Origin of the sequence: Desulfuribacillus stibiiarsenatis, assembly GCF_001742305.1 — a bacterium.
GTDB classification, from domain to species: Bacteria; Bacillota; Bacilli; order Desulfuribacillales; family Desulfuribacillaceae; genus Desulfuribacillus_A; species Desulfuribacillus_A stibiiarsenatis.
Window position 1 is genome coordinate 42,482 of sequence record NZ_MJAT01000012.1, and the last position, 21,913, is coordinate 64,394.

General features: G+C 37.3%; 21 protein-coding genes. 20 read left to right on the forward strand and 1 reads right to left on the reverse strand.

The window, feature by feature from the left end; all coding sequences use genetic code 11:
• Window positions 1-2 precede the first annotated feature (2 nt).
• The 13 genes from BHU72_RS05790 to asnB all read left to right on the forward strand — a co-directional run bounded on the left by BHU72_RS05790 (window position 3) and on the right by asnB (window position 14,022).
• On the forward strand, window positions 3-1,592 hold the full coding sequence (locus tag BHU72_RS05790) for a SpoIIE family protein phosphatase (protein ID WP_069701695.1): 1,590 nt from the start codon (window positions 3-5) through the stop codon (window positions 1,590-1,592).
• A gap of 31 nt (window positions 1,593-1,623) precedes the next feature.
• Window positions 1,624-3,633 carry a putative bifunctional diguanylate cyclase/phosphodiesterase gene (locus BHU72_RS05795; protein WP_069701696.1) on the forward strand — a complete coding sequence of 670 codons (2,010 nt, stop codon included), beginning with the start codon at window positions 1,624-1,626 and terminating at the stop codon, window positions 3,631-3,633.
• Between the two features lie 36 nt (window positions 3,634-3,669).
• Window positions 3,670-5,571, forward strand: a complete 1,902-nt coding sequence (locus BHU72_RS05800; protein ID WP_069701697.1) for a sensor domain-containing protein — start codon at window positions 3,670-3,672, stop codon at window positions 5,569-5,571.
• Window positions 5,572-5,650: 79 nt separating this feature from the next.
• On the forward strand, window positions 5,651-6,529 hold the full coding sequence (gene htpX / locus BHU72_RS05805) for a protease HtpX (protein ID WP_069701698.1): 879 nt from the start codon (window positions 5,651-5,653) through the stop codon (window positions 6,527-6,529).
• A gap of 213 nt (window positions 6,530-6,742) precedes the next feature.
• Window positions 6,743-7,873 (forward strand): GspE/PulE family protein, encoded by a 1,131-nt coding sequence (locus BHU72_RS05810; protein WP_069701699.1) that lies wholly within the window; start codon window positions 6,743-6,745, stop codon window positions 7,871-7,873.
• Window positions 7,833-8,936, forward strand: a complete 1,104-nt coding sequence (locus BHU72_RS05815) for a type II secretion system F family protein (protein WP_069701700.1) — start codon at window positions 7,833-7,835, stop codon at window positions 8,934-8,936. The genes BHU72_RS05810 and BHU72_RS05815 overlap by 41 nt, the downstream gene beginning before the upstream one ends.
• A 34-nt stretch (window positions 8,937-8,970) precedes the next feature.
• The gene (locus tag BHU72_RS05820; protein WP_069701701.1) at window positions 8,971-9,450 is read left to right on the forward strand and encodes a competence type IV pilus major pilin ComGC; all 480 of its coding nucleotides are present in this window, start codon (window positions 8,971-8,973) and stop codon (window positions 9,448-9,450) included.
• Window positions 9,451-9,460: 10 nt separating this feature from the next.
• Window positions 9,461-9,904 carry a pilus assembly FimT family protein gene (locus BHU72_RS05825; RefSeq protein WP_069701702.1) on the forward strand — a complete coding sequence of 148 codons (444 nt, stop codon included), beginning with the start codon at window positions 9,461-9,463 and terminating at the stop codon, window positions 9,902-9,904.
• A gap of 28 nt (window positions 9,905-9,932) precedes the next feature.
• Complete coding sequence (locus tag BHU72_RS05830) at window positions 9,933-10,301, forward strand: hypothetical protein (RefSeq protein WP_069701703.1); 369 nt, start codon at window positions 9,933-9,935, stop codon at window positions 10,299-10,301.
• A 100-nt stretch (window positions 10,302-10,401) separates the two neighbouring features.
• Window positions 10,402-10,851 carry a prepilin-type N-terminal cleavage/methylation domain-containing protein gene (locus BHU72_RS05835; RefSeq protein WP_301553512.1) on the forward strand — a complete coding sequence of 150 codons (450 nt, stop codon included), beginning with the start codon at window positions 10,402-10,404 and terminating at the stop codon, window positions 10,849-10,851.
• Window positions 10,852-10,924: 73 nt separating this feature from the next.
• Window positions 10,925-11,359, forward strand: a complete 435-nt coding sequence (locus BHU72_RS05840) for a hypothetical protein (RefSeq protein WP_069701705.1) — start codon at window positions 10,925-10,927, stop codon at window positions 11,357-11,359.
• An 18-nt stretch (window positions 11,360-11,377) separates the two neighbouring features.
• The gene (locus tag BHU72_RS05845) at window positions 11,378-11,902 is read left to right on the forward strand and encodes a shikimate kinase (RefSeq protein ID WP_083248283.1); all 525 of its coding nucleotides are present in this window, start codon (window positions 11,378-11,380) and stop codon (window positions 11,900-11,902) included.
• 140 nt (window positions 11,903-12,042) lie between these two features.
• The gene (gene asnB, locus BHU72_RS05850; RefSeq protein WP_083248284.1) at window positions 12,043-14,022 is read left to right on the forward strand and encodes an asparagine synthase (glutamine-hydrolyzing); all 1,980 of its coding nucleotides are present in this window, start codon (window positions 12,043-12,045) and stop codon (window positions 14,020-14,022) included.
• Window positions 14,023-14,050: 28 nt separating this feature from the next.
• Here the strand turns inward: asnB and BHU72_RS05855 are convergent, their stop codons facing one another.
• Complete coding sequence (locus tag BHU72_RS05855; protein ID WP_069701706.1) at window positions 14,051-14,722, reverse strand: hypothetical protein; 672 nt, start codon at window positions 14,720-14,722, stop codon at window positions 14,051-14,053.
• A 249-nt stretch (window positions 14,723-14,971) separates the two neighbouring features.
• Here BHU72_RS05855 and BHU72_RS05860 point away from each other — a divergent pair, with 249 nt between their 5' ends.
• Genes BHU72_RS05860 through BHU72_RS05890 form a run of 7 tightly spaced genes read left to right on the forward strand, consistent with a single transcriptional unit; the run spans window position 14,972 to window position 21,898 of the window.
• Entirely contained in the window at window positions 14,972-16,531 is a 1,560-nt protein-coding gene (locus tag BHU72_RS05860; protein WP_069701707.1) for a methyl-accepting chemotaxis protein, read from the forward strand.
• Between the two features lie 11 nt (window positions 16,532-16,542).
• Window positions 16,543-16,803 carry an STAS domain-containing protein gene (locus BHU72_RS05865; RefSeq protein WP_069701708.1) on the forward strand — a complete coding sequence of 87 codons (261 nt, stop codon included), beginning with the start codon at window positions 16,543-16,545 and terminating at the stop codon, window positions 16,801-16,803.
• 15 nt (window positions 16,804-16,818) lie between these two features.
• Complete coding sequence (locus tag BHU72_RS05870; protein WP_069701709.1) at window positions 16,819-17,199, forward strand: response regulator; 381 nt, start codon at window positions 16,819-16,821, stop codon at window positions 17,197-17,199.
• A 36-nt stretch (window positions 17,200-17,235) separates the two neighbouring features.
• Window positions 17,236-19,389, forward strand: coding sequence for a chemotaxis protein CheA (locus BHU72_RS05875; protein ID WP_069701710.1), 2,154 nt, complete (start codon window positions 17,236-17,238; stop codon window positions 19,387-19,389).
• Window positions 19,380-20,228, forward strand: coding sequence for a CheR family methyltransferase (locus BHU72_RS05880; RefSeq protein WP_069701711.1), 849 nt, complete (start codon window positions 19,380-19,382; stop codon window positions 20,226-20,228). Before BHU72_RS05875 ends, BHU72_RS05880 begins: the two co-directional genes overlap by 10 nt.
• 7 nt (window positions 20,229-20,235) lie before the next feature.
• The gene (locus BHU72_RS05885; protein WP_069701712.1) at window positions 20,236-20,829 is read left to right on the forward strand and encodes a chemotaxis protein CheD; all 594 of its coding nucleotides are present in this window, start codon (window positions 20,236-20,238) and stop codon (window positions 20,827-20,829) included.
• A 10-nt stretch (window positions 20,830-20,839) separates the two neighbouring features.
• Window positions 20,840-21,898 (forward strand): protein-glutamate methylesterase/protein-glutamine glutaminase, encoded by a 1,059-nt coding sequence (locus BHU72_RS05890; RefSeq protein WP_069701713.1) that lies wholly within the window; start codon window positions 20,840-20,842, stop codon window positions 21,896-21,898.
• Window positions 21,899-21,913: the final 15 nt, after the last annotated feature.

The following is a 21,913-nucleotide window of genomic DNA, read 5'->3' on the forward strand; positions in this document are numbered from 1 at the left end:
CTATGAATGTAAGACTAATAGAACAGGCAGAAATACAATTAAAAAAATTAACACAAGCAATTGAACAAAGCCCTGTTTCTGTTGTCATTACTGATGTGTCTGGCACAATCGAATACGTGAATCCTAAGTTTATTGAAGTCACAGGTTACACATTAGAAGAAGCCATTGGTGCGAACCCACGAGTCTTAAAATCAGGTATACAATCGACACAATATTATAAAGATATGTGGCGCTTGCTAGCCTCAGGAAAAGAATGGCGTGGAGAATTCCATAATCGTAAGAAGAACGGTGAGTTATACTGGGAATGGGCCTCCATATCACCGATTAAAGATAATGACGGGGAAATCACACATTTTGTAGCGGTAAAAGAAGATATAACGGAACGAAAATTGGCAGAGGAAAAGCTAGAAAAAGCATATGAAGAAATTAACTTGAATTTGAATAAGGCTGTGGAGCTACATAAAAAGTTCATGCCAACTTCTATGCCAAGAATTGAAGGCTTCAACTTATCTGCTCACTATATGCCTGCCCAAAAATTAGGTGGGGATTTCTACAATATCATCGATTTTGAAAATCAGACGCTCATTTATATTGTGGATGTTTCTGGGCATGGACTTGACGGTGCAATGCTTACTATTTTCCTGCGTGAAACAATTAATCATTATATATATGAGGAACATGCGAAACACAGATCATTAACTTCCAAGGGTATTTTGAATTTTATAAAAACGCAATGTTTAAAAGAAACCATATTAGAAGAACACTTTGTATGCCTTCTAGTAGGAGTATTAGACAAACATACAAATAAATTCTCATTTAGTAATGCTGGGATTCAAATCCCCATATTTATAGCCAATGAGGATGGCAGTATTTCGACGTTAGAAATTCAAGGAATGCCGATATCTTATTATATTGATCCACAGATGTATGAATTTACAGAAATAGAGATTGAAATGGATGTAGGATCCACGTTGTTTATTGCTACGGATGGTTTAATTGAGCAAGAAAATAATGGGGTACCCTTCGGACTACACCGAATCCACACATTTTTAGAGAAAAACTACTTTAAGGAATCGCAACAGCAGGTCATTAATATGAATGAGTTGTATTTCAAATTTCTTGATGGAAATGCCTGTCTCGATGATGTAACTTTCCTTGTAATTCAAAGGAATCCTAAAATATTAAGAGCATGGAATTTTAAAATTAACAAAATTGAAGATATTGCGTCATTAGAAAAGCAGTTATCTAAACTCATTTGTTGTAATGAAATAAATATGAATTCTTTTTTTATTTCGTTACAAGAAATTATAACGAATGCCATAGAGCATGGTCATAAGATGAATCAATCGAAAATAGTAAAGATTGATATTTTTTTATTTAAACATTTTCTTAAATTACAAGTAACGGATCAGGGCGAAGGTTTTGATTGGCGAAAGAGAATTGATAAGAAAATCGATCTAGAGAATTATTCCGAACGGGGTAGAGGAATTTCATTATCATCTATGTGTTGTGAAGCCATTGATTATAATGAAAAGGGAACAACAGCAACACTATTTTTCAAGAAAAATAACTCTGAAAATAATCTAAATTAATATATAGCAAGATTAATAAAGGGGTAGTCATTTGAACCGCAAGCTACGACTGTTAAGCATAACTTTATATATTCTAGCACTACCTCTCATTTCCTATTTTTTTCAGGATTATATTGTAATCGAGATTATGTCCTTGTTATTGTTGATTGGCATTGGTCATCACTTCTGGGGATATTTAGGCGCTGTCTTTACATCTTCCGTATGTGTAGGTCTTGCAACCATTGACTATTTTATTTATGGTCAGGGTAGTTATTTAATGTATGTTTTTATTGCAATTAACATGTTCGCAAACGCAATATTTGGGATGAAAATATTATTGAACGATGTTATTTTGAATAACGATGATAGCTATAGCGAGACCCTGCAAGAGTTAAGTGATAGTAAGGAACAGTTTCGCATCCTTTCTCGTGCTACACAGGATGCTATCCTAATTGTTAATGATCGAGGGCAAATTACTTATTGGAACGAAGCAGCCCACATAATTTTTGGCTATACATTTGAAGAAATCATTAATAAGCCATGGTATCTTTTAATTAATCAACACGAATATTACGATGCTTTATTAGAAGGACTCAATAAGTTTCAAGAACAAGTGGATACAGGGTGTATTGAAGTATTAGAAATCATAGCACTCAAGAAAGATGGGTTGGAAATACCTGTAGAGATTACAGTATCGACAATCTTCATGAGGGAACGTTGGAACGCTGTTATTGTTGTACGTAATATAGCGGACCGTAAGAAAGACGAGGAAAAGATTCACCGACTAGCGTACTATGATAGTTTAACGTCACTTCCTAACAAAGTTCGTTTTCAGGAAGCAGTCGATGAATTGATAGTTTCTCAAAAGAGTCTCTCCACTGATTTTGCCGTTTTTATGTTAGACTTAAATCAGTTTAAAACGGTGAATGATTCTTTAGGTCACAGGATTGGCGATATGTTGCTAATAGAAGTCGCTAAGCGATTAAGATTTTGTTTTCCTGAAGTGGAGAACATCTATCGCTTTGGTGGAGATGAATTCGCTATAGTGATTGATAATTATTACAGTGATACCGCTTTAGAGAACCTAGCTCTTACCATCATAAAACAATTTGAAAAGCCATATGAAGTAGAGGGTATGAATATTTTCTCTTCTGTGAGTATTGGCATTAGCTGCTTCCCTAAAGATGGAACGGATATGATTACATTATTGCGCTGTGCCGATACTGCAATGTACAAAGCAAAAACTGGATCGATTAGTAATTATGTATTCTTCTCAAGTGAAATGCATGCACAAGAAATGGAGAAGCTTGCAATTATTAACGATTTGCAGCAAGCGCTAGAGAGAAACGAATTTGAACTGTACTATCAGCCACAATTCTCGCTGAATAAGCAAGAAGTCTATGGTTTTGAGGCATTAATACGTTGGAACCATCAAGAAAAAGGCATCATTCCACCATTAAAATTCATTCCGATTGCAGAAGAAACTGGGATTATTATAGAAATCGGTAAGTGGGTACTTCGTACTGCTTGTCTACAGCAAGTCGCTTGGTATCAACAGCATGCGAAAGCAATGTGTGTCGCTGTGAATATTTCTATGAAAGAGTTCCAAAATACTAGCTTTATAGGCTCTGTTTCCAATATAATAAAAGAAACGGGTATCGATTCTAAATATTTAGAACTCGAAATTACAGAAAGCATTGCTATGTGTGATGTGAAGTTTGTTATTCAGACACTGATTCAATTAAAAGAGTTGGGAGTATCTATATCCATTGATGATTTCGGTACGGGATATTCCTCTTTACATGTGCTAAAGACTTTACCGATTGATCAACTGAAGATTGATCGATCGTTCATTCAAGATATTCAAAGTAACCATCAGGATAAAGCAATCGTAGAGACCTTTATTACGCTAGCTAAAAAATTACAGTTATCTTTAGTAGCAGAAGGTGTTGAATTAGACGATCAGAGGAAGTTTCTGGAGGAATTACATTGTGATATTATACAAGGGTATTTAATTAGTCCTCCGTTAAAAGCACAAGACACGTTAAGGTATCTCCAATAATGCAGACTATAAGACATCATATAACTGAGGTGTAACATGAAAAGTAGCTTCCTTTTTAAATGTGTGAAGCAGAACAATACCATAGAATATTGTAGCTTGGATGAATCACTTCATCTTACAGAAGAACAGATTGTGCTTTTAGAGCAAAAAGTTCAGGATGCATTTAATGGGAAATGTATAGACTGCTCTATTTCCTTTGGGAAAAAAGATTGTATGCTTGTTTTGCGTCCCGTTATTAAAAACCATGAAATTGTTGAGGTGATTGGTCATCTCATAGATTTAAGCCATTATCACACGTTTAAAAATACGATTCAATTATTACCTAATATTATATTTAAAGCTGAGAGAGATTCAGAGACGGGAGTAATTCGCAAGACATTTAATGAAGGTGCGATAGCGAAAGAGCTTGGTATTCTCACAGAACAAATTATAGGCAAGTCCGTAAATGATCTTTATCCAAAAGAATTAATTGACATTATGATTCCTGCGTTCAATCGAGCATTTGCAGGAGAAACAGTGGAGTTTTTGTCTGAATATCAAGGCAGGGTATTTAATAACCTTGTGAAACCGGTTGTCCCAGGTTCGGAGATAATTGGCTATGTTACTGAAATTACAGATCATAAATTAGCGGAACGAAATCTTAAGCATCTTATCCATCATGATCAGTTAACAGGCTTACCGAATCGAATTTTATTCCATGACCGATTGACACAAGCAATTATTCAGGCAAAACGTCGTAACACGAAACTCTTTTTACTCATGTTTGATTTAGATCGATTTAAACTCGTGAATGATAGTTTAGGCCACGCAGTTGGTGATAAATTATTGCAATCCGTTGCGAAGCGAATGGAGAAAAGCCTATGTAATGGAGAAACAATTGCACGTATAAGTGGCGACGGGTTTGCCATGATATTGGAGAATGTATCCGATACTAACAATATCAGAACATTTGCAGATAATATTATCGAGAATCTATCGTGCCCGTATTTAATTCAAGGAAACGAATTGTATATAAGCTCGAGTATAGGCATTAGTGTATTCCCTGATGACGGTAGTGATTATGATACATTAATTAAGAATGCAGATATCGCGTTACATCAAGCAAAAGATCGAGGAAGTAATACATATCAGTTCTACACATATGACATGTACTCGAAGAATGCAAAACGTTTAAAGCTTGAAAGTGATTTGCGTAAGGCGATTGATTATCAACAGTTTGAAGTATATTATCAGCCGCAGATGGATGCAAAATCATGCCAAATGATAGGAATGGAAGCTCTGATTCGTTGGCATCATCCAGATATAGGTTTGATAACACCCGCAGAATTCATACCAGTGGCAGAAGAAACAGGGATGATTATAGCGATAGGCGAGTGGGTAATGAAAGAAGCATGCAAACAGACTAAGAAGTGGCATGATATGGGTTATAAACCAATTAAGATATCTGTGAATTTATCACCTAAACAGTTCCAACAGGAGAAATTAGTGGAAAGCGTCGCACAAATATTAGCATCTACAGGATTAGAAGCGAATTATCTCGTGTTAGAGATCACTGAAAGCATTAGTATGTATAACATTGAATTTGTAATCCGTACCCTGGAAGAATTAAATAAGTTAGGGATTCAAGTATCGATTGATGATTTTGGCACTGGATATTCCTCGTTGCTTTACTTGAAGAAGTTTCCGATTCAATCTCTTAAAATTGACCGTTCTTTTATCAACGATATTACTAGGGATGCGGATGATGCAGCGATTGCCCTAGCAGTCATAGCTATGGCCCATAGCTTAGATTTGAAAGTGATTGCAGAAGGGGTAGAAACTGAGGAGCAATTACAATATCTTAAGCAGAATAGTTGTGATAACTTCCAAGGCTACTTGATGGGCAAACCAGTACCTGCGAATCAATTCGAACAATTCTTCTTGAAAAAGTTCGAATAATTGTAAAAAATTATTGTTAAAAAATTGTCATCTGTAAAGTAAAATATAATTATATACAATAGGAGGTAATGTACAAAAGATGAAAAGAATAGGATTATTTCTATTAGTAAACATGCTTGTATTATTAACGATTGTCATTGTGACGACACTTTTAGGTGTGGGTCAATATATTGAACCAACGGGAATCAATTATACTAGCTTATTAGCATTTAGTATGGTAGTAGGTTTCTCAGGCGCATTTATATCTTTAGCAATATCTCGTTGGATGGCTAAAATGATGATGAATGTGCGTGTGCTTGATCCACGTGCTAACCTTTCACCTAGAGAAAGAGATCTAGTGGAGAAAGTTCATACGTTTGCTAGAAACGCTGGTATAACAGATATGCCAGAAGTAGGGATCTATAATTCACCGGAAGTCAATGCATTTGCAACAGGTCCGTCTAAAAATCGATCATTAGTAGCAGTATCATCAGGCTTATTACAACGCATGGATGACGATGCCATTGAAGGTGTATTAGCCCATGAAGTTGCCCACGTAGCAAATGGTGATATGGTAACCATGACGCTTGTTCAGGGTGTCATCAATACGTTTGTAGTGTTCTTATCTCGTGTTGCCGCTTTTGCTGCGTCGAGATTTGTTCGCGAAGATATGGCGCATATAGTACATTTTGTACTTATCATTGTTTTTCAAATTTTATTTGGAATCCTAGGAAGTATAGCTGTAATGGCATTCTCGAGATATAGAGAATATCGTGCTGATTTTGGTGGAGCTGATTTAGCAGGTAAAGAGAAGATGATTCGAGCGCTTCAACAAATCAAGCAAAGCGTGCATATGGTGTCTCAGGATCAAGAGGCATACCAGTCCTTGAAGATTAACGGCGGGAAAAGTAAGCTGTTAGGATTATTCGCATCACACCCTGATTTAGATGATCGTATTCGCAGACTTCAAGAAAGATAGTCGCGTAGCAATAGCGAAACGCTAATAATGCAATAACAAAACAATAAGGGTAACGATAAGCAATTGAAACATTTGCTTATCGTTATTTTTTTAGGAAAAAAATGAGAAATAGCAGGTATTGTGGAAAATGTTGTAGAAATATAGTGGATGTAGAAGTATATGTAAACTCAAGGGATTTTGTGGTTTTGTAATATGTAGCTGGGAGGTATGCGCATGTCATTCCTAAGCGTATTGAAAAATAGTTACAAAGAGCAAAAAAACGCGTCAGCACCTGTAGATTATTTTGTTGATGAGATCATTCGAGATGCGTGTAATCTTAAAGCTAGTGATATACATTTTGAACCTAGTAAGAGTAAATATCGAATTCGTATACGCATTGACGGTAAACTTCAAGAGCGCATTAACGGGTATATGAATCAGTATCAACATATGATCAATCGCATTAAGTTTCTCGCGAATATGAATATAGCAGAGAAAATTACCCCACAAGATGGGGCTCTGCGTTGGAATAACCCAGAAGTTGATATGAGAATATCAACAATGCCTACGCCCTTTGGGGAAAAATGTGTGGTTCGAATCTTAATAAGCCAGCAGCTTAGTGCTAACTTTCAAAGCCTAGGGATGTCACCATTGCAGCAACAGCATATATCAACTTTACTTCGTAAAAACAGCGGTTTAATTGTTGTAACGGGTCCTACTGGATCGGGGAAATCAACGACTCTCTATACGTCTCTTCACTACTTAAACCATCCACAGCACAACATCATAACGGTTGAAGATCCAATTGAATACATGATTGACGGTATAAATCAAATGCAAATCCACGAACAAAGAGGCATTACTTTTTCTCAAGCGCTTCGATCGATTCTTAGACAAGATCCTGATGTAATCATGATTGGAGAAATTCGCGACCATGAAACCGCAGACATTGCGATTCGCGCATCACTGACAGGGCATCAAATTCTCTCTACACTCCATACGAACGACAGTGTAAGTGCACTCTATCGCTTAATGGATATGAACATTGAGCCTTACTTACTAGTACAAGGAATTAGTGCAATCCTATCACAAAGACTTGTAAGAAAAGTTTGCTCCCATTGTTTTGGCAAAGGATGCGATTTGTGCTATTGCACTGGCTATAGTGGGAGAACAGGTATCTTTGAAATTCTTACAATGGATGAGACAATTACAGAATGTGTCTTGGAACGTAAATCAGCGTCAGTTTTACGTGAATATTTACAGGAGAAGAAGTGGTCGTCGATGCTGAAACAAGCAGAACAACTAAAAGAGAAGGGTGTTATTGATGCAACTGAATATCAAGAACTATATTTCTCTATTATTTAATCATAAAGTGGATCGGACCAAATTTGCGAAACAACGCAGCAAGAGGTATTCATACCAGCAATTATCTTTGATCACTAAGCAAATGGCAGACTTACTGGCCTCAGGAGTAGATTACAACATTGCGTTTTTCACATTAAGTAAACAATCTGCTGGAGGAGCAATATTTCGCAATGATCGTTGGAGAATTCTATTAGAAGAAGGGAAAGACGTGTCGGCGGTATTCCGATATTATAACTTTCCTGAATTATGCGTACATACTATAGAAGCTGGAGAACAATCTGGTCGGTTGATTGAGAGTTTCCGATTACTTAGTGAATATTATGAGAACCTTGCAGAATTGCATGCCAAAGTGGTACAAGCAATTATTTATCCATGCATGATACTGATCACGATATCATTTAGTCTTTATTTCATGATTCATTATGTATTACCGAATTTTCAGCGTCTATATATAGGTATGGGTATTCCGATACCGGAAAGTACTGCTTTGATTTTCAAAATCCATGCTTTTCTCCTCCAATATCAAACTTTAATGATGATAGTAGCTGCGATAATATTGGCAATTATTATGGTTATGCTTCGCTCAAAATTTTTGCGTAGCTACATAGCATGGTTTTCATTTTACCTACCGGGGTTACGCCATATCATGCGACAAGTATATACCCATCATTTAATCATGCAGTTATCACTGCTAATTCGCGGGGGTTTGTCCGTTCAACAATCATTTGAATATATTGATCGACTTTTTTATGGGCCGATTGCAATAGATATGAAGGAGATTAAAGTTAAGGTTTTAAAAGGGGAAACATTAAGTACTATATTTCGTGATATTCCATATTTTGATTTTAACCTTATTAGCTTTCTTGAAATGGGAGAGACAACGGGATCTTTACATACGAGTTTTACAGGTGCAGAAATCTACTATAGTCAAAAAATGAAACAGTCTACCCAATTGGCGATTAAGCTGATTGAACCAACTGTAATTTTTTTAATTGGAATTTCTGTTGCTTGTATGATTTTAGCGCTATTACTTCCTGTATTTGATCTACTAGAGACGATTTAGCCTGAGTATTATTTAGAAAGGTGATGAATGGCGGATGCGAATACATATTGGAAATCGGCACGGATTTACATTGATTGAACTTATGATTTCTTTAGCTATTATTATCATGGTAACAGCAATAGCGATTCCAAATTTTCAGAAGGCAGGAGAAAAAGCACAAATCTCTGCATGTAGTGGTAACCAGAAGGTAATTCTGGCCCAAGTAGACAACTATTACTTATCTGAGAAGTCTTTCCCTGTTACTACAATTGCAGGGTTAGGTCAGTTTTACCCTGGGTTTGATATGAATCAACGGATTACGGAATCAAGTACTGATTATTATCATAAGGCTTATCACGATTTACAAACGGAACAAAGTATGTGGCATCCCATAGATATGCAAGAAATGAAAGATAAAGGGTATCTTAAGGAAATTGTTACATGCCCAAAAGACGGAATCTATTTGATAAAAATAGAAAGCGGGCAAATCAGTCAAATCATGTGTTCTGTACATGGCGATCTCAATGGAAATTAGGTAGGGCTATATGAAGACGGCGCTTAATAAGAAAGGTTTTACGCTATTAGAAACTTTATTGGTGGTCACAATTCTATGCTCGCTTATGATACCTGTATATCCGCTTGTAATGAAACAATATCATTACTATCAATTAGAGAATGAAGCTGAGACATTGGCTAAGTTTTTGGAAAAAATGAGGCAACAAGCAATATTAGAACAACAGCCGATGATGATTCGGTTTTCTACGACTGAACCGTATAGCTACGGGTTGAGGAGCGGAGTGCAAATTGTGAATCGTCATTATCTTTCGCAGGGACTTGAAATGACAACAAGTATTTCTGGTAATCAGTTCTACTTTAACTTCGTGGGCGAACCTAGAGATGTAGGTGGCACCATATCTCTGGTGCAAGCAAATGGAGAAATGAAACAAATTATTATCCATCCTTTTTCGGGGATCATTGAGGTGCGGTAGATGAGGTACGATAGACGAGGTGTAACAGATGAGTTGCGATAAGTCGTCCAATCAAGGCATGGTGTTGGTAGATGTCTTGCTATCGATTCAAATCTTTCTAGTTTTAATTCTATTTATGGTCACAACAATTACATTTCATCGTGAAGCAATGAACGCACAAGACAACCAACAAACAGCGCTTTACATTCTGCAATCGGAATTGGAACAATATATTGCTCGGCGCGAGCCACAGGACCAGTCATGGGTAATCGAAAGTGATAATTATCCTGTGTTTCATATTACTTTCAATACAGTTTCAGTGGAGCATTCGTTGTGGTTGATTACGGGCATCATTCAATGGGAGCAAAATAAGAAATCAAAGGAGATAACGTTAGCTACATATGCTTTTCAAAAATGATTTTAGATAATTATGCGTAGCTTATAACGGGGGACTTATACACTGTGTGTTTCGCCAAAGATAGTTCGTCGCTATCTTACTTCAGAATGGTGGTGTCTCTATCAGAACTAAAGGCTTTACACTAATAGAAGTACTGATTGCTCTACAGCTAATCGCGATCGTGTTTAGCTTTTTTGTGATTGGCAATCGACTACTTGTTCAGGAATGGCATATGGGTAAAGAGGTTCAAAGACAATTAGCATCCGAGAGATTGTTTTTACAGTATCTCGGTCAAGACTTTGAAAGGGCATCTCATGCTATGAAGACTAGCAACTATTTATATGTATATCTGAAGGATGGGACAAGCTATCGCTATCATTATAAACCAGTAGAGCAAAGATTAGATAAAGGCACCCGGAATGCAGGGGGCATAAGTTATCTAGGAAGAATTACGGCTGGTGTGAATCTAACGAAATTTTCTTATGAAGTAGATTCATTTGGTGTGAGTATTCAATATTCATTGGGAAACGGTCCAGATAGAGAGATGTTTTTCCGTTTTAAAGCCCAATGACATTGGCAATTTTGCGTTGCAAAATTTATTGAAGGAATTTTATTGAAGAAACTTTATTGAAGGATGAGTAGGAATGTATATCAATAATAGACAAGGGAAAGTTCTACCGATTGTTCTTACATTTACGATTCTGCTTCAGACAGTCACTAGCTTTATGTTATCGCAAATTACTATAAATCAGGAGCTCGTTGAGATTCATAAGGCACAGGTTTATGCAGATTATGCAGGTGAATCGGGGTTTCAAATGGCATTGTCGAAACTTTCAATGGACTCGCTTTTCACAGGCAATTATGTAGTGCCGTTTGACGCCACAATATGGAACAATGCGCTGATAAAAAATGTGAATATTCACTATCAGGTATTGCCTATCGGAACAGAACATGTAAAAATAAATGTAACTGCTACTTTGACTTTTGAACATATAGAATTTCCTGTTCAAAGAAAAGTAGTGGCGCGTGTAAATAAGACAAGCTTGGAAATATTACGAAGAGAAGCTTATGATTTTTAATGGAGTGGGTGTGTTGGTTTGAATATATACTTAGTAGGTATGATGGGGACAGGTAAGTCGACCATTGGTCATGCAATAGCTAGTACTCTACAAGTACCATTTATCGACTTAGATACAGTAATAGAAACGCAAGAAGCGATGAAGATTTCAGATATTTTTGATTTGCGTGGAGAACCGTACTTCCGAATGTTAGAAACCAGTGCATTACGCAATACTGGATTAGTGGGGAATCAACCTACAATCTTATCCGTTGTCGCTACTGGGGGCGGAGCATTCGAGAAAGAAGAAAATCGGAATATAATGGAAAGCTATGGGTACACGGTTTGGCTACAGACAGATATTGACGAAATTGCCCATAGACTGGCATCGGACACGACCCGCCCATTGCTACGAGAAGAGAACTTTGCTAGTTTACGTTCTCGATTACAAGAAATATTTAATAAGAGAAAAGACAATTATAGTCTTGCAAGTGTTCATGTCAATACTGATGGCAAGTCAATAGAGCAAATTGTTGCAGAGATTATTGAAGCAACGAAAAAATAATTTTGACGTTTGTTTGTTTAAATACTATTATTAAGAGGTTATACTGAGGAAAACTAGTAATTATGTATGCACAGCTAATAAATTAATAGAAGTGATTCTGAGTATGCTGTAACGTGAAAGAAACGGAGGACAAATAGAAAATGTGTGGAATATGTGGGGTATATACGAAGAATGTTCCTCTATCATCATATAATGAACAAGAAAACCAACAAAAAACGGAATGCAAAGAAATATTAGGGAAAATGACGGAACAAATTCTACATAGAGGGCCCGATGACTTTGGATTTCATGTCCATGGTCCTGTGGGATTAGGTTTTCGTCGATTAAGCATTATTGACCTTGAAGGTGGACACCAACCACTTTCAAATGAAGACCAAACAATTTGGATTGCCTTTAATGGTGAAATCTATAATTATAAAGAACTTCGTGAAGATTTACTTGTCAAAGGTCATGTATTTGCCACGGATAGTGATACAGAAGTAATTGTACATTTATACGAAGAGTATGGTGTTAACTGTGCAAACAAGTTACGTGGAATGTTTGCTTTTTTAATTTGGGATTCAAAACAGCAGAGGCTCTACGGAGCTCGTGACCCTTTTGGCATTAAGCCGTTTTATTACATTCAAACGGATCGCCGATTTGCTTTCGCTTCGGAGATTAAAAGCTTATTGCAGATACCGGAGTATGATGCTTCCGTGGACGAGCAATCTTTTTTAAATTATTTAACTTTTCAATACGTTCCAGATCCGATGACGATGTTTAAAGACATTGTAAAGGTTCCTGCAGCGCATTATTTCGTCATTGAAAATGATGTGATGCAAGTGGAGCGCTATTGGCATGCGGAATTTAAACCTGACGAAACAAAAGATTTGTCGTACTTCGTTGAGGGTATTCGTGATGTCATGCGTGATTCGGTAAAGGCGCATTTAGTCAGTGACGTTCCAAGAGGGGCATTTCTTTCTTCAGGAATAGACTCTAGTAGTATAGTTGCGCTTGTGAAGGAAATCGAAGATGTCCGCACGTATACAGTCGGTTTTGATTGTGGGAAGTACAATGAAGCGGACTTTGCAAGGGAAACGGCGAACTATATTGGAACGAAGCATGAAGATCTTACGATTACTTCAGAGATGTTTTGGACAAACCTACCACGACTGATATGGCATCAAGACGATCCTGTTGCTGACCCTGCTGCAATCGCATTATATTTTGTAGCTAAAATTGCGAGTGAACATATCACCGTGGTACTGTCGGGTGAAGGGGCAGATGAGATTTTCGGGGGATATAACATTTATCATGAACCGGAATCTTTGAAACTATTTCAATACATTCCACCAAGCGTTAAAAGCACTTTAGCGGAAGTGGCGAGTATGCTACCTGATGGAACGAAAGGGAAGAGTTTCTTACAAAGAGGGGCGAAATCTGTAGAAGAGCGATTCTATGGTAACGCATTTATATTTAATGAAACAGACAAACGAAATCTTTCTACATTAGAAGAACGATTCTTCCAGTATTATAGAAAGCCCTCCGATATCACACAAAGCATTTATGGTAGAGTCAAGTCCTATGACGACGTGACAAAGATGCAATATTTAGATCTACACACGTGGTTACCTGGTGACATTTTAATGAAAGCGGATAAAATGACGATGGCGAACTCGTTAGAGCTGCGTGTACCATTCTTAGATAAGAAAGTGTTTGAATTTGCTGCTACGATACCAACCAAGTATCGGATTCACAACGGTACGACGAAGTATGCCTTACGTGAAGCAATGAAGCAAATTCTGCCAGAACCAGTAGCAAACCGCAAAAAATTAGGATTTCCTGTCCCAACTCGCGATTGGTTACGAGGAAACCTCTATGAGCCGATAAAAGAACTTATTATTTGTAGCGACACAGAACATCTATTGAATAAAAATGAAGTTCTGCAACTTTTAGAGATTCACAAGTCTGGAAAAGCAGACATGAGCAGAAAGATTTGGACGATTGTGGTCTTTATGCTATGGCATAGGATTTTTATTGAGAAGCAAGATGAATTTATTCCTCAAGGTCGTAAAAGGGAATATTCATTTTCTTACTACTATAGAAAGCATAAGTTTTTAAATAGTGGCGGGTATCACTAGGTTAGCACATCAGATTTTACATCGTGTTTCATTCATATAGGAAAAAATGATCTGGATGATACACGTTACTCCATTGGTCATGATTTAAAGGATCTATTACTGTGATGATATTATTTGCGGTTTTTATAGCATAAAATTCACTGAAATAGGTTTCTGTTTTAATAAAATAACTATATAGAGTAGGGCTGGTATAATCTCGCGGTTGAAAAAAATGAGATTTTACTAGCTCTTTTTGTTTATGTATCAGACGGTCGTTTACAATTTCTTCAAAAAGTTCACTTGGAATCTCTTCATTTGCTAGAATATCGTAATATGAACTGTCTGAAATTTTAATGAATATTTGCATAGGAGCCACATAAAATACATAGTTATTTTTTATCGAATCATCTATAGTGTGCTTAGAAATACCAGGGAAAATCGTTGTCTCTTCTATTAATTTTAGTTGATTTTCAGAAGTTTTTTCTCGCTTTCCATTAGTATTCGATATAGAATGTTGTTGTGGTAAATCTACATAGATTTGGTATTTGTTATATTCATTATCATTTACCACATTTTCTTCCCATTTTATGATAAAATGGTCATGGGTATTTAGACTTTCACTTGTCAAATCAATCGTATTGGCAATCGTGGTAGCTCGCAAGGAGACAATACCCACAAGTAAACAGATTGCTATATAAATGAATCTTATCCAATTCTTCATCTTAGACCTCCACACTTTTATTCATAGATATATTTTCATACATAACTCTTCTTGCGGTTTTATAGTAACATAAAGAAAGTTGAAAATTTTACTGTTTTTTGTAAATGGTCTGAATTTTATTTCGACACTTTTTGATAAATTTTTGTAAACTTTCTAGACATAGTGTGAGAATAAAAAGGGGGATTTATGTAGGGATTTCCATATTAGGGTTAACGATTGATTAAAGAACAATAAATGGGAGGTTAGAAAATGAGAATTAAGATTCGAACGAAACTATTTGGCGCATTTGCTGTAGTTCTAGCACTCATGATTGCGATGGGAATTATAGCGTTCCTATTAATGGAGAATATGAATCAAGCGAACGAACAAGCAATACAGAAAATGGAAGAAATCATTTTCTTTGTCGAGCGCGAGGTAGATCACCTACAATGGGTGAATAACTTGGCCGACTCATTTGTGTTGAACAAAGAGTTTACGGGTCAACTGGACCACACGAAATGTGCATTTGGTACATGGTATTTTGATATTCTAAATGGTGAGCAATTATCCACGGCGCCTTTAGTATTCCAGGAAAAATTTCGTGAGATAGAGGAACCGCACAGAAAACTACATGAAACTGCCAGTAATATTAAAGCCATTCGAGCTGATGTAGCAAACCTTGACGCTAATACAATCGCTTTACAAATTTATGAGTTTGAGACGAAAACGCATTTAGCGGAAGTTAGAGCATTACTGGATGAATTAAATGTTATGCTTGGCGAAGACAAACAAGCATTAGCACAAACCGTTGCTTCACAGTATAGCTATGCAAAAATCATACTGATCGTGATGGCAACTATAGCAGTTATATTTGGTGCCATAGTAGCATTTCTACTCAATCGTCAAATTACTAACCCTGTCAATGATGTAGTATCATCCCTTCAAGACATGGCAGAACAAGGTGGAGATTTAACGCGCCGAATTTCTGTGCAGACAAAGGATGAAGTTGGTGATTTAGCGCATTGGTTTAATGCATTCTTAGAAAAGCTTCAAACTGTAATGATTCAGGTAAGAGATTCTACTGATTCTGTTACAGTAGCAGCTGAGGAAATATCTACAGGGAATCAGGATTTATCGCAACGTACAGAAGAGCAAGCAGCTTCTTTAGAGGAAATTTCAGGTAGCATAGAAGAGATGTCGAGCTCTGTAGAAAGTTCTTCTCAACACGCGGATCAAGCAGATCAAATCTCGCAGACTACTATGCAGCATATTAAAAAAGGTGAAATCGTAGTGAAAGATATGCAAGATGCCATGCAAGATATTACGAAGGGTAGTAAGGAAATAGCGGAAATTATTTCTACTGTCAATGATATTGCGTTCCAAACGAACCTATTAGCATTAAACGCTGCTGTAGAAGCAGCCCGTGCGGGGGAACAGGGCCGTGGATTTGCAGTGGTAGCGTCAGAAGTGCGAAACTTAGCAGGTCGTTCGTCCGAGGCCGCGAAAGAAATAGAGAAACTAATCAAGGCTAGTATTGAAAGAGTAGAACGTGGGAACAAACTTATGGATGAAACACAACAAGTTCTTAACGAGATTATTAGAAATACGCAACAAACTACTGACGTTGTTTCTGAGATAGCTGCGGCGCTGCGCGAACAAACGGTATCCGCGATCGATATTCGCAAAGCAATCGATGAACTGAATCAAGTAACGCAACAAAATGCTGCACTCGTACAACAAATTGCGAGTTCAAGCGAAGCAATGAATGGAGAAGCTATTGATTTAACGAAACTAGTAGAGTTATTTACATTAGAAGAGAACGAAGCGTAGGAGTGGTTGATATGCTTACTTTACCTGAATCATTAAATATATATAATGTTGCAAGTTATTTAGATACTTTAAAAGAGGTATTTGAATCTTCTAATTACAGAATTATGTTAGACGGCAGTTTGAATCAGGATATCGATGCCTCAGGGGTACAATTGCTACTAGCAGTCAACAAGACCTGTAATAAAAACAATGGAAGTCTTAAGATTCTAGGCCCTAGTCCGACTCTTAGCAAATATCTTAAAATAACAGGTGCAACTGAATTAATACAATAGGGGGCTTATAACAGAATGAATAAATTGATATTTATCGTGGATGACTCTAGAACAGTACGTGCTTCATTGGAATATACCTTGAAAAAGGATGGATATGAGGTAATTGCTGCAGAGGATGGGCAGGATGGATTGAACAAAATTAATCAATTAAACACGCAAGGGAAACGTCCTGCAATGATTATATCAGATATTAATATGCCAAATCTTGATGGAATTGGCTTTATAACAGAAGTGAAGAAGATACCAAGCATGAAATTTATTCCAGTTCTAGTGCTTACAACAGAATCTCAGGAAGAAAAGAAAATGGAAGGTAAGAAAGCTGGTGCAGCGGGCTGGCTCGTAAAACCATTCCAACCTGAACAGTTAATTGCTGTTGTGAAAAAATTTGTAAAATAATACCCATTTTCATGGAATTGCTAGGAGGTGGACTTTTTGTCAGAAGATTTACTCGAACTCTTCCTTGAAGAAACGCGCGAGAACATTCAAGTCGTTGAAGAGGGATTACTAGAATTAGAAGAATTTCCAGATAACGATGATTTGATGAATAAGGTTTTCCGAGCTATGCACACGGTAAAGGGTGGCGCAGGTCTAGTGGGGCTGGATGTTATTAATAACATTTCGCATCAATTAGAAAACCTACTAGATGCCGTTCGTAGAGGAGATTTACAGCTGAATCCAGATATGATAGGCGTTCTACTATCAGGTTGTGATCTATTAAAGCAAATCATGGATCAAGGTGACTTTGTAGCTACTAGTTTCCAATGTGACATTGACTCTTTGTATGCTAGATTGAAAATATTTCAAATTGTGAAGGCGGAAGTAAAGCCAGCCGGTGTTGCAGCACAATCTCGTAAAAAGAGTAGTAAGAATATCGTAAAAGTAAAACTGAAATTCCGAGAAGATATATTTGAAACGGGCACCGACCCAATTATGCTAATCTTAGAGCTAGAAGAGGTTGGTACGATTTTAGAAAGCTATTGTAACATCACGAAAATCCCAGACATGCAGGAGTTTGATCCGCACGCACTATATACATATTGGACAATAATTATCGAAACAGAAGAGTCAATCGATGATGTAGACAACATCTTCATCTTTGTAAAAGAAGAGAATGATATTTCTGTGGAAGACATTACGGATGAATACGCGAATTGGACAGAAGAAGAAAAGCGCACAGGAGAGCTTCTGATTGAACGAGGCTTAATATCTCAGGAAGATATTGAAGACGCTTTAAGGAAGCAGAAGAAAATAGGTGAGTTGCTCGTTGAAGAAGGTAAAATTTCAAAAGGGCAAATCGAGCAGGTAGTATCCAAACAGCAAGTTGCCAAGAGTCAAGAACAAACCAATACAATTCGAGTAGATACTACAAAACTCGAGAAAATCCTTAATCAATTAGCAGAATTGTTAATTGCTCAATCTCGTGTGAAAGAGCTCGTGCTTGCGAATCAAATACGCCAGACAGATCCAACAAAAGAGATTGCAAGGAATGGAAATGTAATTCGGGAAATTGCTTCAGCATTTGATGAAGTAGATACGATTATCCGCGTCGTCCAGGAAGAAGTAATGAATACGACAATGGTACCAATTGGCGGTACGTTCACACGTTTCCAAAGAATGATTCGAGATTTAGCGAAGGATATAGGTAAAGAAGTAAAGCTAGTCGTTGAAGGTAAAGAAACTGAATTAGACAAAAAAGTTATCGAGCAGATTGCCGATCCTTTAAAGCATTTAATTCGAAACGCGTTAGATCATGGTCTAGAATTCCCGGATGAAAGAGAAAAGAAAGGCAAAAATCGTGAAGGTACGATTGAGCTGAAAGCATCTCACCAAGAGGGAAGTATTGTGATTGAAATCTCTGATGATGGTAAGGGCATTGACGAGAAAGTGATTTTTGCGAAAGCAGTCGAAAGAAAACTGATCAAAGAAGATGCACAGCTAACGAAAAACGAAATGTATCAACTGCTATTTAAACCAGGTTTTACTACGGCGAAAGAAATTACAGATATCTCTGGTCGTGGAGTGGGTTTAGATGTCGTAATTACCAATATCAAACAATTACGCGGCACAGTGGAAATGGATTCCGAACTGGGAAAAGGTACGAAAACGAAAATAAAGCTACCACTGACCTTAGCAATTATCGATGGTATGATGGTCAGAGTTGGGGATGAACGCTATATCATTCCGCTCAATATGATTACGGAGTTTATAAAAGCAGACGAGAAACAAATCTACAAAGCAGAGGGCAAGGGTATTTTTATTCAGTTGCGTGAGGAATACCTACCATTTGCAGGACTATATCAGCTTCTTCATTTAGAATCAGAGTGTAAACATCCAACGGAAGGCATATTAGTCGTACTGCAGAATAACCAACGCAAGCTAGCTTTAATGGTGGATGAAATCGTTGGCCAAGAGCAGGTTGTAATTAAAAGCATGAAAGACAATATGCAGCAGATAGAAGGAGTCGCTGGGGTTACAATTCTTGGAAATGGTAAGGTAGCGATTATTCTTGACGTACCATCGATCTTTAAACTAGTAAAAAAGACAGCCTCTGAGCGAGCCAATATGGGAGAACCTGTATGGCAATAAGTCCTAATGATATTAGTCTATCAGAAAAAGAATATATTCAATTAAGAGATTTCATCTATAAAAAAATAGGTGTGAACTTAACAGAATCTAAGAAAACGTTAATTGTTTCCCGATTATCGAAGAGATTACGTGAATTGAATCTAGCATCGTTTGAAGGTTATTTTCGTTATATAGATACCCATAAAGATGAAGTGCAAGTATTGTTCAATCGATTAACTACCAATGTAACGAATTTCTTTCGCGAAAATCATCATTTCGAGTATCTTACGAAGCAGCATTTACCTAAGATTATGACCAGTGATGCGAAAGACAAAGTCTTACGCATATGGTCTTCTGCTTGTTCCACAGGGGAAGAACCATATACAATTGCCATGGTGATCGATGAGTGTTTATCGAAGTATCCAGGATGGCGCGTGGAGATATTAGCATCAGACATTAACACGGACGCCTTGAAAAAAGCACAAGAAGGTATCTATACGAAGCGAGAAATCCAAGGAATCTCTTACGAAAGATTAAAAGAGTACTTTAAATTAGGCGTAGGACCCAATGCGGGATTACTAAAAGTAAAGGACTCATTACGTAAATATATTACGTTTCGTCAAATTAACCTATCTGCCAATGAATACACGATTCAAGGGAAATTACACGTGATTTTTTGTAGGAATGTCTTTATATATTTTGATAAACCAACTCAGAATCAAATTACTACGCGTTTTGCAAATATGGTATTGGATGATGGTATATTGTTTCTCGGTCATTCTGAATCAATCCAATCAAATGCTAGTGCAAGCGCATGGAATTTAGTGCAACAAACGATTTACAAAAAAAACAGTAGGTGATTTCCAGTTGAAAAAAGGATTAAATAAACAGCTTAACAAGTTAACCTATGAACTATTCGCTGGAGATTACTACGCTACGAATGAACGCGATATCGTAATGAGTACTTTGTTGGGTTCTTGTATCTCCGTATGTCTGCTTGACACTGTGAATAAAGTGGCGGGAATGAATCATTTCATGCTGCCAAGTGCTGTGCGAGGGAATGATATCATTTTCAATGAAGACGCAAGGTATGGTATACAGTCGATGGAAATGATGATTAACGCCATGATGAAAAAAGGTGCTCATAGGTTGTACCTTAAAGCCAAGGTTTTTGGTGGCGGCAAAGTGTTAGACACGACCACGAGTAATGTAGCGAAATCTAATATAGAATTCGCAATTAATTATTTAAAGATGGAAGACATACCAATCCTTGCGAAGGATGTCGGAGGAGAATCCGGCAGGAAGATATACTTTTTCCCTGATACTTTCGAGATTTACCTAAAACGCATTCGCTATAATAAAACTTTGGAGCATGCAGTGGCAAGGGAAAGACAATTCCTTGATTGGATGAAGAAACAAAAGGCAAGCACAAATGATGATAACTTGACTTTATTTGATTGAAGGTGAATTTTTGAGCAAAATCCGAGTGTTAATCATTGACGATTCTGCATTAGTCCGAGAGGTTTTACGTAGAGTTCTATCACAGGACCCGGAAATAGACGTAGTCGGATCTGCTGTTGACCCTATTCAAGCGATTTCGAAAATTAAAGAGCTGAAGCCGCATGTCATTACTTTAGATTTAGAAATGCCAAAAATGGATGGTCTCACCTTTCTTAGAAAGCTGATGAACGTAGTTCCTCTGCCAGTCATTGTAATAAGCTCTAAAGCTCTCGAGGGCAGTGATGCAACGATTACGGCGTTAGAATTGGGTGCCGTAGATTTCATAACCAAACCAGCAGTAGGTGTGGGAGAAGGATTAGCGACGCTGCAAGGAGAAATTACTGAAAAAGTAAAGTGTGCAGCAACAGTCAATATGAGAGCATTATATAATACCAATAGAAAACGCATACTGCCTCCCTCAGAAAATGAAAGCATTTCTCAGAGGTCAACAATTAAGAATACCGATAAAATTATTGCTATTGGTGGATCTACAGGAGGTACAGTCGCAGTTCGGACCATCATGCAGGCCTTACCAGCAAATTGCCCTGCTATACTCATTACCTTACATATGCCAGCAGGCTTTACTAAGTCTTACGCAGAAGGACTTGATAAGGTGTGTCGAATGAACGTCAAGGAGGCGGAGCACGGGGAGCAAGTCAGGAAAGGTTATGCCTATGTTGCGCCAGGTGGAAAGCATATGCTTTTAGCTAAGAAAAACAATTCTTTCACGATTGAAATCACAGAGACACCACCCGTGAATCATCATCGCCCTTCCGTTGACGTAACATTCCAGTCTGTGGCAAACACTTCTGGTAGTAACACGATTGGTGTAATATTAACAGGAATGGGTAGTGATGGTGCCGTAGGATTAAAGACGCTGCATGATCGAGGCGCTTATACAATTGCTCAAGACGAGGCTACTTGTACAGTCTTTGGCATGCCAAAACAAGCGATTGCATTAGGTGCAACAGATATCGTATTGCCGATTCAGAAGATTAGTAATGAAATTGTTCAATTTTTGTCGCAATAATATATAATTCATCAT